This window comes from Fulvivirga kasyanovii (assembly GCF_009711405.1).
GTDB classification, from domain to species: domain Bacteria; phylum Bacteroidota; class Bacteroidia; order Cytophagales; family Cyclobacteriaceae; genus Fulvivirga; species Fulvivirga kasyanovii.
On record NZ_SMLW01000536.1, the window covers coordinates 3,261 to 17,176 of the forward strand.

A 13,916-nucleotide genomic window follows, 5' to 3' on the forward strand; every position below is an offset into this window, starting at 1 on the left:
TAAGAAATACTATCGGATGATGACCAAGCTGGTGATCTCCAATAGCGGAACGGAACAGGAAGCTAAAGATATTTATCAGGACGCTTTAGTTGTATTTTGGCAAAAGGCCACCAGTGGCAACCTGGTCCTTACTTCCAAGATCAGTACTTACCTCTACAGTATTTGTCAAAATCTGTGGAGAAAGGAACTGGACAGGAAAAAGCGTCTGACCAATGAGGAAAAAGACGGTGTTGAATACACTGACATTGATTCGGAGGAACGCGCAAAAATTATACATAACTGTATCAGTGAATTAGGTGATACATGTAAAAAAGTGTTGATGTACTATTATTTTGACGGGTTATCAATGCAGGACATAGCAGATAAGCTAGGTTTTGCAAACACTAACACCGCCAAAACAAAGAAATATAAGTGTAAAAAGAAACTTGATGACTTAGTCAAATCTCTGTATTCAGAGAGCGACTTTCTTGACTAAAAGAGTATGAGCAATTTAGAATTAATCGATGCTTATTTCGGCAACGAAATGACTGAAGCAGAAATGCTGGCATTTGAAAAGCGTCTTCAGAAAGAGCCTGAGCTTAACAAAGAGTTTGAGTTCCAGAGAGACATTGTAGACGCTATCAAAAAAGAACGTACTGCCGAACTTAAAGCCATGCTGGACAAGGTTCCTGTTGGAGGCGGGACCAGTGGCTCCTTTACTATGGGCAAAATCGTATCCACTGCTGCTATTGTAGGTATTGTAGCCTTCGGTGTGTACTATTTCTGGCCGGCAGAGGAAGCCCCGGTAGAAACCAAACCTGAAACCGAAGTTACTACAACCACACCTGCTGAGGATAACCCAACCAAAGAGGTGGAGCCGGCGATTGAAGAGGAAGAGCCTCTGATCGCAGAAAACAAGGAAGAGGAAGAAAAGCCTGTAGGCAAAGCTTCTGAAAAGGTTGTCGAAGAAAAGCCGGAAGAAAACAAGGAAAACCCGGCCATTTCAAAGCCTGAGATCAACAAACCGAACCCTGTTCCTACATTTGATACTCAGGAAGACTTAAATGACAGCCTCGAAGCACCGGGTGGCAACCTGGTCACGAAGCCGGATGAAGATCACACAACATTAGATGTTGAAATAGACAATACTCATAAAAACTTTTCGTTCCACTATCAGTTCAAAAGTGGCAAACTGTACCTGTATGGTTCTTTTGACAAAGGTCTTTATGAGATATTAGAGATTAACAGCAAGGAAGGTAAAACACTGTTCCTCTACTATAAGGACAAGTTTTACCCCTTAAGAACTAATCAGCTTAAAATAGTACCTCTGGAGCCTGTCAAAGAATCTACGCTTGTAGAAAAGCTGGAGAAGGCAAGAGAAGAAGGTTAAAGGTTAGTTTATAACTTTTGTGTTAAAGCCCCTGTTTTGGTACCGCCTTTCAAACCAGGGGCTTTTCATTTTTCACAATTTACAATTCAAGGTTCTTAGTTTACTGTTCATAGTTTGGTAAAGCTTCACTCTTCAGAAGTACCGACAGCAGTAATGCTTCCACCCCTTCGGGAGGATAAAACTAAGAACCAGTGGAGCGAATGGATCGAAAAATAAAGTTTGCAAAGTGAGCTTGCCAACTGCTTTTGCCAATTGCTATTAACAACTTTCTGCCAGATGCAGAGGCAAAAAGTTTAGAATCTCCCCAGAAATTCCGCCCGAACCTAAATGCCTTCTCCTCATGAACTACCGATGTACACATTAACTATGCGCATAGAGTAACCACCTACCAGCAGTAACCAGAAACTAGCTGCCAGAAACCAGCAGCCCGTCACCAGAATTTTCATGCTTATCATTTAAAACTTAGTCAACAATTGCTAAATTTGGCTGAACTCAAAGCCACGTGGAAAAAGAATCTGTAAGTAGAAAAAAGAAAAAACTTGGAAGCTATCCCTATATAAGTGTAATATTCAGCATTACACTGGCCCTTTTTGTTATCGGGCTGTTTGGATTGCTCCTTTTGCATACCACCAAACTTACCCAGCTTATCCGGGAGAATATTGAAATTCAGGTTTATCTCGACAAAGGCATAACAGACAACCAGCGAATACAAATCCAAAAAACATTGTCATCCAAAGACTATGCAGCGGAGAAAAATGATGAGGTACAGATAAGCTATGTTTCCAAAGAAGAGGCCGCTAAAGAATTTATAGAAGAAACCGGGGAAGATTTCACCAATTTCCTTGGAGAAAATCCATTGCGAGATGCCTATGTATTGCGCATCGCTCCTGAATTTCATGACAGCGACAAGTTACAGGGCATCAAAGATGAAATTGAAAAAATCAACGGCGTTTTTGAGGTCGTGTATGTGGAAAGCCTGGTCGATTCCATCAATGACAATATGGCAAAACTGAGTGTCTTTCTGCTCGGGTTTGCAGCTATACTTTTGATTGCGGTAGTGATACTGATCAACAACACAATTAAGCTGGCACTGTTTTCACAAAGGTTCCTGATCAGAAGTATGCAACTGGTCGGTGCAAAAGCATCATTTATTCAAAAGCCATTTTTGTACAGGGCCTCAATGCATGGCGCCCTTGCAGGAGTACTAGCCTCCGCAGGACTGTACGCATTGATGAATTTTGCCAATAAAAAGATTGAAGACCTGGAATCACTCCAGGACACAGATAAAATACTAATTTTGTTTGCGGCGTTATTGGTGTTAGGTATACTAATAGGTTTTAGCAGTACCTTCCGAGCCATAAATAAATACCTAAAATTGTCGTTAGACGAATTATACTAGACTATGAATAAGAACAGCAATATGCCCTTCGGCAAAAAGAATTATATGTTGATGCTCGCCGGCCTGGCGACTTTGGTGCTTGGTTTTGTTATTATGAGCCTGGATTCAGAGCCTTTTGGTTTTGGTTTTCTTGGCCTTACGCTAGGGCCTGTTATTGTTTTCATCGGATTTATCATTGAAGTTTTCGCCCTTCTCCACCATCCTAAAGAAAAATAAATGAGTCTTTTTGAGGCAATAATCCTTGGTATCATCCAGGGATTAACAGAGTTTCTACCTGTTAGCAGTAGCGGACATATAGAAATCGGCTCCTACTTTCTTGGTGTTCAAAGTAGTGATAACCTCCTGTTCTCCATTATTGTACACGCTGCCACAGCGTTGAGTACCATTGTGGTTTTCAGGCAGACGATATGGGAGATCATCAGGGACCTTTTCAAATTCGAATGGAATGAATCTACTCAGTTTGCAGGTAAAATTGTACTGAGTATGATCCCGGTAGGCATAGTAGGCGTATTGTTTGAAGATAAGATTGAAACCCTGTTCGGAGGAAATATTATTTTCGTTGCATGTATGCTACTGGTAACAGGCATTTTACTTACCATTACTTATTACACCAAAGATGGTGACCATAAAGTAACATTTGCCAGAGCATTTATTATTGGTATTGCCCAAACCATTGCCATCCTTCCGGGAATATCCCGGTCAGGAGCAACGATTGCTACAGCGCTTTACCTGGGAGTAGAGAAAAATAAAGCCACAAGATTTTCATTCCTTATGGTGCTCCCTCCTATTCTTGGAGCTGCTTTATTAAAAACACTGGAGTTTGCCAAAGCCCCTGAATTAGCAACCGGAAATATTTCAGGACTTACGCTGGTTGCAGGTTTTATTGCGGCTTTTATTGCCGGTTTGCTAGCCTGCCAGTGGATGATAGCTATTGTAAGAAGAGGAAAATTAATCTATTTCGCCATATATTGCTTTATTATTGCATCGGCAGTTTTAATAGCACAACTTTTCTAAATGACATCACAACAGCCAGAAGGAAGCGTAATACTTGTTGACAAGCCCTTGGAATGGACATCTTTTGATGTAGTAAACAAGCTGCGCTATGCTCTGAAAATAAAAAAGATCGGCCATGCCGGCACACTCGATCCTTTGGCCACGGGCCTCTTGATCCTTTGCACAGGCAAAATGACTAAACAGATAGATACCTATCAGGCCCAGGAAAAAGAGTACACCGGTAAGATGGTTGTAGGTAAAACCACACCTTCCTTTGACCTTGAAACGGAGGTAGACAGCGAAACTGATATCAGCCACCTGAAAGATGAAATGGTCTATAACCTGACCGGTCAGTTCACAGGTATTATCAGCCAGACCCCTCCTGCTTTTTCAGCCATAAAAGTCAAAGGCAAGAGGGCTTATGAAAGTGCACGAAAGGGTGAAGAAGTAAAACTCAAGTCCCGTGAAGTGGAAATTTCACTTTTTGAGATCACCGGCATTAACTTTCCGGAGGTATCTTTCAAAGTGGTATGTTCCAAAGGCACTTATATCAGAAGTCTGGTAAGGGATTTTGGTGAAGCTCTTGGTGTTGGCGCTTATCTGTCCGAACTTAGAAGAACGAGGATCGGGGAATATACAGTTGAAGAAGCAAAGACCATTGAAGAGCTGACATCCAAAACATGAAGATCTATCACGGTATAGAAGATTTTAAGCGCCTGGACTACGCAGTAGTCACAAGCGGAACCTTTGATGGAGTACACGTAGGCCATCAAAAAATACTGAGCCGTTTAAAAGAAATTGCCAGAAAAAGTAATGGCGAGACTGTACTGATCACCTTCTGGCCCCATCCGCGGTTTGTGCTTTATCCGGAGCAAACGGACCTGAAACTGCTCAATACCTTTGAGGAAAAAGCCGACCTGCTCAGAGAACAGGGCATCGACCACCTGCTCAGGATACCCTTTACCAAAGAGTTTTCTAAACTGACCTCAAAGGAGTTTATCAGAAACATCCTGATAAATACCATTGGCACCAAAAAGCTGGTGATCGGTTATGACCACCGCTTTGGCAAAAATCGCGAAGGAAGCTTTGAACACCTCAAAGAAAACGCCTCTATTTATGGCTTTGATGTTGAGGAGATCTCCAGACAGGATATCGATAATGTAGGCGTAAGTTCTACAAAGATCAGAACTGCGCTTATGGAAGGTGACGTAACTACAGGCACTGAACTACTAGGCAGGCCTTACAGCATCCGCGGCCGGGTTGTTAAAGGAGAAAAAATCGGCAGGATACTTGGCTTTCCCACAGCCAATCTCGAAGTGGATTCACAGCACAAGCTCATACCTGCCGACGGGTCATATGCCGTAAAGGTCCATCATAGAAACCAGGAACTTCAAGGGATGTTAAATATTGGTTTCAGGCCTACCGTTAATGGAAAAACGAAAACGATTGAAGCCCATATTTTCAATTTTAATGAAGATATTTACGGCGAAACCATAAGTATTAATTTCATAAGACGGATCCGGGACGAAATCAAATTCACCGATGTGGAGGAGCTCAAAAAGCAATTGGCCTCGGACAAATCTTTGGCAATTAAAATATTAAATGAGTAAATTTTAGTTCATAATTAAAACCCCAGGTTATGATTAATAAGGTTATAAGCGGCGCAGATGAAGCCGTCAAAGATATTAAGGATGACGCGGTGCTGATGCTGGGAGGCTTTGGCTTATGCGGTATCCCTGAAAATTGTATTAGTGCATTATTAAAAACAGGTGTAAAAGGTCTGACCTGCATTTCCAACAACGCAGGTGTAGATGATTTTGGAATTGGCCTGATGCTAAAAACCCGACAGGTTAAAAAAATGATCTCATCCTACGTAGGTGAAAATGCCGAATTTGAAAGGCAACTGCTGGCTGGAGAGTTGGAGGTCGACCTCATCCCTCAAGGCACCCTGGCTGAGCGTATCAGAGCCGGTGGAGCCGGTATCCCTGCCTTCTTCACCCCTGCCGGATACGGCACCGAGGTGGCCGAAGGCAAAGAAGTAAGGGAGTTTCATGGTAAAAAGTACCTGATGGAAGAATGGCTACAGGCAGATTTTGCTTTGGTAAAAGCCTGGAAGGGTGACACTGCCGGCAACCTCATTTACAAAGGTACGGCCCGAAATTTCAACCCAATGATGGCAGCAGCAGGTAAAATAACCATTGCAGAAGTGGAAGAGCTGGTACCCGCAGGCGAGTTGGATCCCAATGAAATCCATACCCCGGGTATTTATGTTCAAAGGATCTTTGAAGGCAAAGACTACGAAAAGCGAATTGAACAAAGAACTGTAACTCCCAGAAACTAACCCCTAAAACCAATGGCACTAGATAAAATAGGAATAGCAAAAAGAATAGCACAGGAAGTCAAGGATGGATCTTATATAAACCTTGGTATAGGCATACCTACGTTGGTAGCCAACTACATTCCTGATGATATAGAAGTGGTACTCCAATCAGAAAACGGACTGTTAGGTATCGGCAGGTTTCCATACGAAGAGCATGTAGATGCTGACCTGATCAATGCCGGTAAGCAAACCGTAACGATGCTACCAGGTTCATCGTTGTTCAACTCTTCTGAAAGCTTTGCCATGATCCGTGGCGGCCATGTACACCTGACTATACTTGGCGCCATGGAAGTATCTGAAAATGGCGATATAGCCAACTGGAAGATACCCGGCAAGATGGTGAAAGGCATGGGAGGTGCAATGGACCTTGTAGCCTCTGCAGAAAATATCATTGTAGCCATGCAGCACAAAAGCCGGTCAGGTGAATCAAAACTTTTGAAGGAATGCTCACTGCCTATAACAGGTATAAAGTGTGTCAAAAAAATCGTGACAGACCTTGCCGTACTCGAAGTGATGCCTGAAGGAGGATTCAAACTCCTGGAAAGAGCCCCCGGCGTATCCGTAGACGAAATTAAAGAAGCAACAGCCGGAAAGTTAATCGTGGAAGGCGATATTCCGGAAATGAAAATTTAAATGACTTTAGCAAAGGACATGGTGGACTGTTCCGATCAATCAGTCGTCATGTCCTTATTTAGTGGCTTTTCGGTTTTCGTTGATTCTTGGTGATCCGTTTTCGGTGATCGGTAATCAATAATCAGTAATCGGTAGCACAAAAAAACCAGTAACCAGGGACAATAACTAGAAACCAGAAGCCAGCCACCAGTAACCAGAAACAAGTAACCAGCAATGAAAAAATCAGAAATAAACTTTACGGTAGAGTTAGACAACGACAATATTCCGGAAAAAATAACCTGGAATGCAACAGAAAAGCCTGATGGGAACCTTTCGGAAACCAAGTCGATCACTGTGTCGCTTTGGGACCATGAACAAATGAATACCATGCGTATCGACCTGTGGACCAAAGAGATGCCGGTAGACCAGATGAAGAGGTTTTACGTTGACTGTCTTGGCGGTATGGCCCAAACGATACTCAACAGTACGGGAGATGAATTTATGGCCAACCAAATGAATGATCTATGCGAAAAGCTGGCCGAATACCTGCGAAAAGAAGCAGAGGGTCAATAAAAACCGTTCATCAGTTTTCTGCAACCGATTCCGAAAAAAAGGTATGCATGCTTACTATTTAAAATAAAATCTCGTACATTGAGCATATTTTAAACAAATTTATTGCTATTTAAAGTAAACCAAAGTAATTATTCTGTTATTAACCTCGAAACTATGAAGAAATTTTTTACTAAAACTCTAGTGGTTTCCTTGCTGCTGCTATGTAGTTTGAGCATACAAGCCCTTGCTCAAACGGCCATTTCCGGTAAAGTGGTAGAGGAAGGAACGGGAGAGCCTCTGGCCGGTGTAAACATTATTGTGAAAGGAAAGGTAATCGGTACCATTACCAATGTAAATGGAGAATTTAATCTACAGGTTAATGACGCTCCCCCGTTGGTATTAGTGTTTTCATTTATTGGCTTCGAATCCAAGGAAATCCAAGTTACCAATGCCAGCACTTCCGGGCTGGAGGTATCACTGGCAGAGCAAACCATGCTGGGCCAGGAAGTAGTAATTTCCGCCTCAAGGGTTGAAGAAAGTATACTTGAGTCTCCGGTATCTATCGAAAAAATGGATATTCTGGCCGTTCAAAACACAGCATCCGATGATTATTACAAAGGAATTGCCAACCTTAAAGGTGTTGACGTAGCTTCCAGCAGTATCAACTTTCAGATTATAAATGCACGTGGTTTTGCCTCTACCGGTAACACCCGTTTCGTACAGTTAACCGATGGTATGGATACCCAGGCTCCAGCCCTGAACTTCCCTATCGGTAACCTCAACGGCCCCTCCGAGCTTGACGTGGAAAGCGTTGAGCTAATCCCCGGAGCAGCCTCTGCCCTATACGGACCGAACGCTTTTAATGGTATATTACTGGTTAACAGTAAAAGCCCGTTTGAGTATCAGGGAGCAAGTGCAATGGCCAAAATTGGTGTAAACCATATAGGATCAGAAGCAGATCAGGATGCCTCCCCAATGTATAATGTTGCGGTAAGATATGCCAAGGCCTACAATAACAAATTTGCTTTCAAAGTTAACTTTGCCTATTCCCGTGCAGATGACTGGCATGGAACAAGTACATTTGACAGAAATGCCAACCTGACCCCTGAAGGCTTCCCTTTCAACCCGGGACCGGATCGCTTGCATTATATGGGAGACGAAGCATCACTAAACATGAACATCCTGAGATTCAGTGCAACTACACCTGGTAACGTAGGATGGCAAACTCTCGCGTCTTCCGGAGCTGGTTTCTATTCTTCAGGCCAGACCGCGTGGTTAATGGCTCAAAATGGTTTTCTTCCAAACCATGTAGTTTCGGCACCCAGCTACAGAGAAGAGAATATTGTAGACTATGGAGCAGAAAACATTAAAGGAAACGTTGGTTTATTCTACAGGCTAACCGATAAGCTTGAACTGAGCTACTTATACAATGGTGGCTTTGGTACAAGTGTGTACACAGGGGCTCAACGTTATTCACTGGCCAATTTTGAAGTACAGCAACACCGTCTACAGTTAAGAAGTGATAACTTCTTTGTAAGAGCATATACTACAAGGGAAAAATCCGGTGATTCTTACATTGCCGAATTCCTTGGCAAGAAAATCAATGACGTACGCTTTGGAGGTGACGTCTCCAACTACCTGACTCAATACCCTCTGTACTATTTAGAATACCTTTACAACCAAGGTTATCGTAAAGAGGATGATCCGAACAGCGTAACGCTTCAGCAGCAAATAGCCGCGCATGAATATGCCAGAGACGTTATGCTCAATCAATTATATCCATTGGATGAGAATTCAGAGAGATTTACTGAAATCAAAGAAGGTCAGATTAACGGCGTTGTACCGTTCGGTCCCAAGTTTGATGATGCTTCTAACCTATACCACATAGAAGGTCAGTATGATTTCAAAAATGAAATTGATTTTATGGAATTACAAATGGGTGGAAGTTACAGGATTTTCTCACTCAATTCCAACGGAACTATATTTGATGATGAGGGTGGCCTGACCATCAAAGAATACGGAGCCTATGTACAGGCAAGTAAAAGGGTAATTGATAACTTGAAGTTAACAGGATCATTAAGATATGATAAAAATGAAAACTTTGACGGACAGTTTAACCCCAGAATTTCCGGTGTATTAACCATTGCTGAAAACCACAATATTCGTGGTTCATTCCAGACTGGTTTCAGAATTCCTACTACACAAGGACAATATATAGACCTGGATATCTTAACAGCCAGACTTTTGGGAGGTTTGCCTGAATCGGCAGAAAAGTATAACATCACTGAAAATGCATATACAAGAGAGTCTGTTAATGCCTATACTTCAAGGATTTTTGCTACAGGTACCAGCCCTACTGACGAAGCAAACATAGCTCTGCTTGTTCCTTTTACAGAGTTTGACCCTGTAAAACCAGAACAGGTAAAATCTTTTGAGATTGGTTATAAAAGCTTGATTGCAAACAAGCTGATGATTGACCTCGCGTATTACTACAACATTTACAACGACTTCATCACTCAGATACAAGTGAGAAAAGCAAGTGCAGATGTTGCGACTAATCCGGCAGCAGGAGCTTCATTACTAAACGGAACGTCAGCCAACACTTTCCAGATCTATACCAATTTTGACCAGGAAGTTAGCTCTCAGGGTGCAGCATTAGGCTTAACATATAATTTACCTAGCAATTTTACCTTAAATGGTAACTATACCTGGAGCAAATTGAATGATGAAATCGACAATGGTCTGTCTGAGTTTAACACTCCTGAGCATAAATTCAACATTAGCTTTGCCAACCGTAAGCTAACAGATAAGCTTGGTTTTAACATTACTTACAGATGGCAGGAAGCGTTTGAGTGGGAGTCTTCTTTTGCTCAGGGACCTGTACCATCTTACAGCACGCTCGATGCACAAGTAAGCTACAAACTTAAGGACTTAAAGTCTATTGTTAAGCTAGGAGGATCAAACGTATTGAATGATTACTACATCCAGAGCTTGGGTGGGCCTAACATAGGTGGTATTTATTATATCTCAGTTACTTTTGATGAGTTAATGAACTAAGAAGTAATCTTACAAGAAGTGTTTGGAAGGTGCCTCAAAAGGGCACCTTCTTTATTTTATAGCAAAGTCGAAATTATCCCCTAGGCACCATTCGGCGCCTATCTTAAACCCCTCTCCTATCTTTCTACACACAACCTTTCTGGTGTGTTAAGTTTTTCTAGAGGAAAGCTTAGCTGTTAAGAAGCATTGACAGAAGGTAATCAAGTTAAACCGAAATTACCTGCTAACAGGAGGCTGTCCGGTGACAAGCCACTTGAGGGAGACAAAACAAGCAAGGCTTTTGAATCAATGTAAATATGCCATACCTCCGTTACGGATATCGACTTGCTTACCAAAAAGAACTTTGTTTTATGGCAGGTTTTTCCAAGTACACATTTTGAAAACCACTGCTGAACCGCTCTGTCGCCCGAAGCTATAGCGTAGGAGACACGCTGTCGCCTGAAGCTATAGCGTAGGCGCTGTGGCTATTGATTTAGTACTTTCAGGCCTCAGCACATTTCAAAGTATTCAACAAAAAAGCCGCCTTGAAACAAGTTTCAAGGCGGCCTTTATATGGATCAAATAATTTCTGAATTACATAGGAGGAGCTAAAACTCCGGCAATAACATGAAGTTTACCATTAGCACCTTCAAAAGCATCAAGAAGAGCTACTTCAGCGTCGAAGTTCGTGTAGGTTCCACTATCACCCAAATCAACATCTCCATTGCTATCAATGTAAATTCCTACGCCATTATCAGCAGGTATTGCAGCAGTATTGTTAAAGATTTGCAATGTTGCTCCTGCTTTAGTAGTAAATGTAGCACCTGTTGTTAGTTCAGCTTCATCAACAGTTACGTTATCATCAGCACCATTACCATCGTCAGCAACAAAATGATTGCTTAGGATGCCATACCACTGCTGAGCAGTGTATGCTGCTAATACAACAGCAGGGTCTGAATTAATAGCTTCAAAAGTCTGATTGGTAGGAGCAAACAAAGTGTACTCAGTATCTCCTGTCAGGTATGAAGTAATTGTTGGCAGTGAGTTATCAGCAGCATAAGTATCAGCTTTAGCAACGGCAGAAGCTAAAGTAGTGAAGTTAGCGCTTAATAAAACAGCCTGAGATAATTTACCAAGGTTTACACCAATTGATGCATAAATTGTAGGAGGGATAAGAATAGTCTCTACTTTATGCATAATACCATTAGTAGCTCTGATATCCCCTTTAGTGATAAGTACTTCATCATCAGAACCACCTGTTGTGATATTTCCATTAGCATCTACAACAACGCTTTCTCCCTGCTCAGTCACTACAGATGAACCGGTAAGCTCAGCTTGTGTTTTAGCACCTTGAGCAAAGTGGAACATCAATACTTGAGATACAATTTGAGGAGCCACTGTTTCCAGACCGGTACCTAATAAAGTTTCTAACTTAGCAAATGCAGCATCATTAGGAGCAAAGAAAGTATACTCAGTGCTACCTTCAAGCATGGCTTTCAGGTCGGCATCAGCATCTACATAAGCTTTTATCTGAGTAAGGTCGCTTTCCGCAGACATGGTTTCATACAAATTCAAAGTTGGCGCTGGTTCACCACCATCATCATCATCACCACATCCGGTAACCACAAACATCACGGCAACCATAGCTAACGCCGTCAGACGTTTCATTAAAGTTGTAAGGTTGAATTTTTCCATAAAGATTTTTTAGTTTATTAGTTTCAAACGATTTCAGAACATCAATTTAAACAAATTTATTATTCTAAAGTTATTTTTGAGTTAAAAAATTATGCATGCAGAGGATATTTTGTCCCTGCCTGCATTGTTTTCAACGATATTACTCCAACGGTTGAAAAAGACAGAAATTATCCCTAATCAGGACGAACTGTCCTTACTTTCTTTAACCGCCGCCTTTCCCTGGCCGGAATTATTATTTAATATCCTTTTTAAAATGGCTGAGGTGATCAGATAGGTAGGCTTCACCCCTTCTATACCCAAACTTCCCGAAGCCAGCGTGCTTCCTGTCATCAGCGGGTTATCAGAAGCGTAGTAGGCATAGCGTACTTTTACCTTTTCACTCACGCTCTTTCTGATCATGGCGGCAGATTGTATGGCTTTTTGGTAATGCGCACCCTCCATTTCCAGTCCTACGGCGTTCCACGTTGAAGTAAGGAAGTGGTTGAGCACATCACGGTTTTGCAGGGAAGTACCTAAAACGGTGATCATTGTCCCTTCATAAGTAGCCATTTTACCTTTGAATTCGCTCAGGTCAAAGTCGTTTTCAATGGGGTAATTATCGGCAGTACCTTCAAACACGTGTGCCGTGGGGATCATGATATCACTCTTGTTTCCGGTCAGTATACCGGCTTTTCCCATAATAGAAACGGACTGGATATTCATATCATAAATATCATTGCCTTCCTCATAGGGCTTTAGCAGCTCATCCATACATTCAAAAGCCTGCTCACCAAAAGCATAATCCATAACTACTAGTACAGGGGCCTCCCCTATTTCTCCATTTGGCCTGATATTCTCCGGCAGGTGGCTAAAGTCAAACTTATCCAGGTTAAATATCTGTACCGAGAGGTTGGTCCCCGACTGGTCTTCTATTTCGTGCAGGCCATTCTCCAGGGCATATTGCCTGATCTTTTCCCGCATTTCCCCGTTTTGCTCTTTGCTGGTTTGCGTGGCCAGCTCCTCCAGAGTAGTAAAGCCTTCATCTTTCAAAGCCCTGAAGCCATAAATAGCATTGAGAAAGCTATGCATATTGGCGCTGATGATATGTATTGGCCTTTCTGCCAGTTGCTTGTTATGTATGTATGATTTGATCTTTCTGGCCCATTTCTCACCGTAGATATGGTGGCCGATGATTTCCCTTAATTTAGATGAAAAGGTAATTTCCTTATCCTTGCCCTCCATAGCCTCTTCAATAGCGGTGCGTCCCAGCCAGTACACGATATGGTAAAGGCTATTTTTATTCTTACCCTTTTTAAATTTATCTATGGCCGCATAAGTCTCTTTGATCGTCCTGCCTAAGAAGTTGCTGAGGTACACTGCCGCCTTCTTTTCATCAAAAGGCTCATTCTGCTCTTCCAGCTTTACTATTTCTTCCAGACGATACCAGTCATCTATGATTTGTCCTTTTTGGTCAAGGCTGTGGTTTTTGATCTTTTCACCCTCAATAAATAAAAAGGTAAGGTGGGTCAGAATGTCGTAAATGTCACTTCGCCCGCGTGTCATTTCGATGTACATCCTGTTTTCATCGATCCTGAAACAGTTTCTTCTTCGTTTGATCGGGATCATCACCGGGTGTCCGGCCTCCTCAAAGCCTTCTCTTGCCACCAGTTTAATGAACCGGCATTCTTCTATACCATTGGGCAACCTTTCAATGACGTAAAGCAGTCCGTCGAGTTCTACCTTACCCGGATCGGCCACTGTACCGTATATCTCTGGCCTGAGGGTGAGTAGTGCTTCTATTAACGACCGGCCGGAAACCCCCATCGGTTTATAACTACCCCGTATAAGCAGGTGCCTCATAGTTATATACAGGCGCTCAATAGCAGCCCTTGATTCGCGTG

13 protein-coding genes are annotated in these 13,916 nt (G+C 42.3%); 11 read left to right on the forward strand and 2 right to left on the reverse strand.

Annotated features, from left to right (window positions below; translation table 11 throughout):
- The 11 genes from E1163_RS12345 to E1163_RS12395 form a co-directional block, all read left to right on the forward strand.
- Positions 1 to 475: RNA polymerase sigma factor (locus E1163_RS12345; protein ID WP_155172121.1), on the forward strand; the 475-nt coding region annotated here is incomplete at its 5' end.
- A gap of 6 nt (positions 476 to 481) precedes the next feature.
- Positions 482 to 1,369: a hypothetical protein gene (locus E1163_RS12350; protein WP_155172099.1), complete on the forward strand. Its 888-nt coding sequence runs from the start codon at positions 482 to 484 to the stop codon at positions 1,367 to 1,369.
- Between the two features lie 502 nt (positions 1,370 to 1,871).
- Entirely contained in the window at positions 1,872 to 2,768 is an 897-nt protein-coding gene (locus tag E1163_RS12355; RefSeq protein ID WP_343033824.1) for a cell division protein FtsX, read from the forward strand.
- A gap of 21 nt (positions 2,769 to 2,789) precedes the next feature.
- Entirely contained in the window at positions 2,790 to 2,984 is a 195-nt protein-coding gene (locus E1163_RS12360; protein ID WP_246223642.1) for a DUF3098 domain-containing protein, read from the forward strand.
- A complete protein-coding gene (locus E1163_RS12365; RefSeq protein ID WP_155172103.1) occupies positions 2,985 to 3,782 on the forward strand; it encodes an undecaprenyl-diphosphate phosphatase in 798 nt (265 codons plus the stop codon).
- Positions 3,783 to 4,445, forward strand: coding sequence for a tRNA pseudouridine(55) synthase TruB (truB, locus tag E1163_RS12370; protein WP_155172105.1), 663 nt, complete (start codon positions 3,783 to 3,785; stop codon positions 4,443 to 4,445). It abuts the gene before it with no gap.
- Positions 4,442 to 5,371: a bifunctional riboflavin kinase/FAD synthetase gene (locus E1163_RS12375; protein ID WP_155172107.1), complete on the forward strand. Its 930-nt coding sequence runs from the start codon at positions 4,442 to 4,444 to the stop codon at positions 5,369 to 5,371. The genes truB and E1163_RS12375 overlap by 4 nt, the downstream gene beginning before the upstream one ends.
- A gap of 29 nt (positions 5,372 to 5,400) precedes the next feature.
- Entirely contained in the window at positions 5,401 to 6,102 is a 702-nt protein-coding gene (locus tag E1163_RS12380) for a CoA transferase subunit A (RefSeq protein WP_155172109.1), read from the forward strand.
- A gap of 12 nt (positions 6,103 to 6,114) precedes the next feature.
- Complete coding sequence (locus tag E1163_RS12385) at positions 6,115 to 6,774, forward strand: 3-oxoacid CoA-transferase subunit B (RefSeq protein ID WP_155172111.1); 660 nt, start codon at positions 6,115 to 6,117, stop codon at positions 6,772 to 6,774.
- Positions 6,775 to 6,987: 213 nt separating this feature from the next.
- Positions 6,988 to 7,326, forward strand: a complete 339-nt coding sequence (gldC, locus tag E1163_RS12390; RefSeq protein ID WP_155172113.1) for a gliding motility protein GldC — start codon at positions 6,988 to 6,990, stop codon at positions 7,324 to 7,326.
- 153 nt (positions 7,327 to 7,479) lie between these two features.
- On the forward strand, positions 7,480 to 10,362 hold the full coding sequence (locus tag E1163_RS12395; protein WP_155172115.1) for a TonB-dependent receptor: 2,883 nt from the start codon (positions 7,480 to 7,482) through the stop codon (positions 10,360 to 10,362).
- 573 nt (positions 10,363 to 10,935) lie between these two features.
- On the opposite strand, the gene E1163_RS12400 is transcribed toward E1163_RS12395, so the two are convergent.
- A complete protein-coding gene (locus E1163_RS12400; protein WP_155172117.1) occupies positions 10,936 to 12,036 on the reverse strand; it encodes a fasciclin domain-containing protein in 1,101 nt (366 codons plus the stop codon).
- A gap of 177 nt (positions 12,037 to 12,213) precedes the next feature.
- On the reverse strand, positions 12,214 to 13,916 hold a 1,703-nt coding region (locus tag E1163_RS12405), incomplete at its 5' end, for a DUF6909 family protein (protein WP_155172119.1).

Bases quoted from the DNA above. Each gene is read 5' to 3' on its own strand.
- E1163_RS12350 (WP_155172099.1), top strand. From the start codon at position 482: ATGAGCAATTTAGAATTAATCGATGCTTATTTCGGCAACGAAATGACT.
- E1163_RS12360 (WP_246223642.1), top strand. From the start codon at position 2,790: ATGCCCTTCGGCAAAAAGAATTATATGTTGATGCTCGCCGGCCTGGCG.
- E1163_RS12365 (WP_155172103.1), top strand. From the start codon at position 2,985: ATGAGTCTTTTTGAGGCAATAATCCTTGGTATCATCCAGGGATTAACA.
- truB (WP_155172105.1), top strand. From the start codon at position 3,783: ATGACATCACAACAGCCAGAAGGAAGCGTAATACTTGTTGACAAGCCC.
- E1163_RS12375 (WP_155172107.1), top strand. From the start codon at position 4,442: ATGAAGATCTATCACGGTATAGAAGATTTTAAGCGCCTGGACTACGCA.
- E1163_RS12380 (WP_155172109.1), top strand. From the start codon at position 5,401: ATGATTAATAAGGTTATAAGCGGCGCAGATGAAGCCGTCAAAGATATT.
- E1163_RS12385 (WP_155172111.1), top strand. From the start codon at position 6,115: ATGGCACTAGATAAAATAGGAATAGCAAAAAGAATAGCACAGGAAGTC.
- gldC (WP_155172113.1), top strand. From the start codon at position 6,988: ATGAAAAAATCAGAAATAAACTTTACGGTAGAGTTAGACAACGACAAT.
- E1163_RS12395 (WP_155172115.1), top strand. From the start codon at position 7,480: ATGAAGAAATTTTTTACTAAAACTCTAGTGGTTTCCTTGCTGCTGCTA.
- E1163_RS12400 (WP_155172117.1), bottom strand. From the start codon at position 12,036: ATGGAAAAATTCAACCTTACAACTTTAATGAAACGTCTGACGGCGTTA.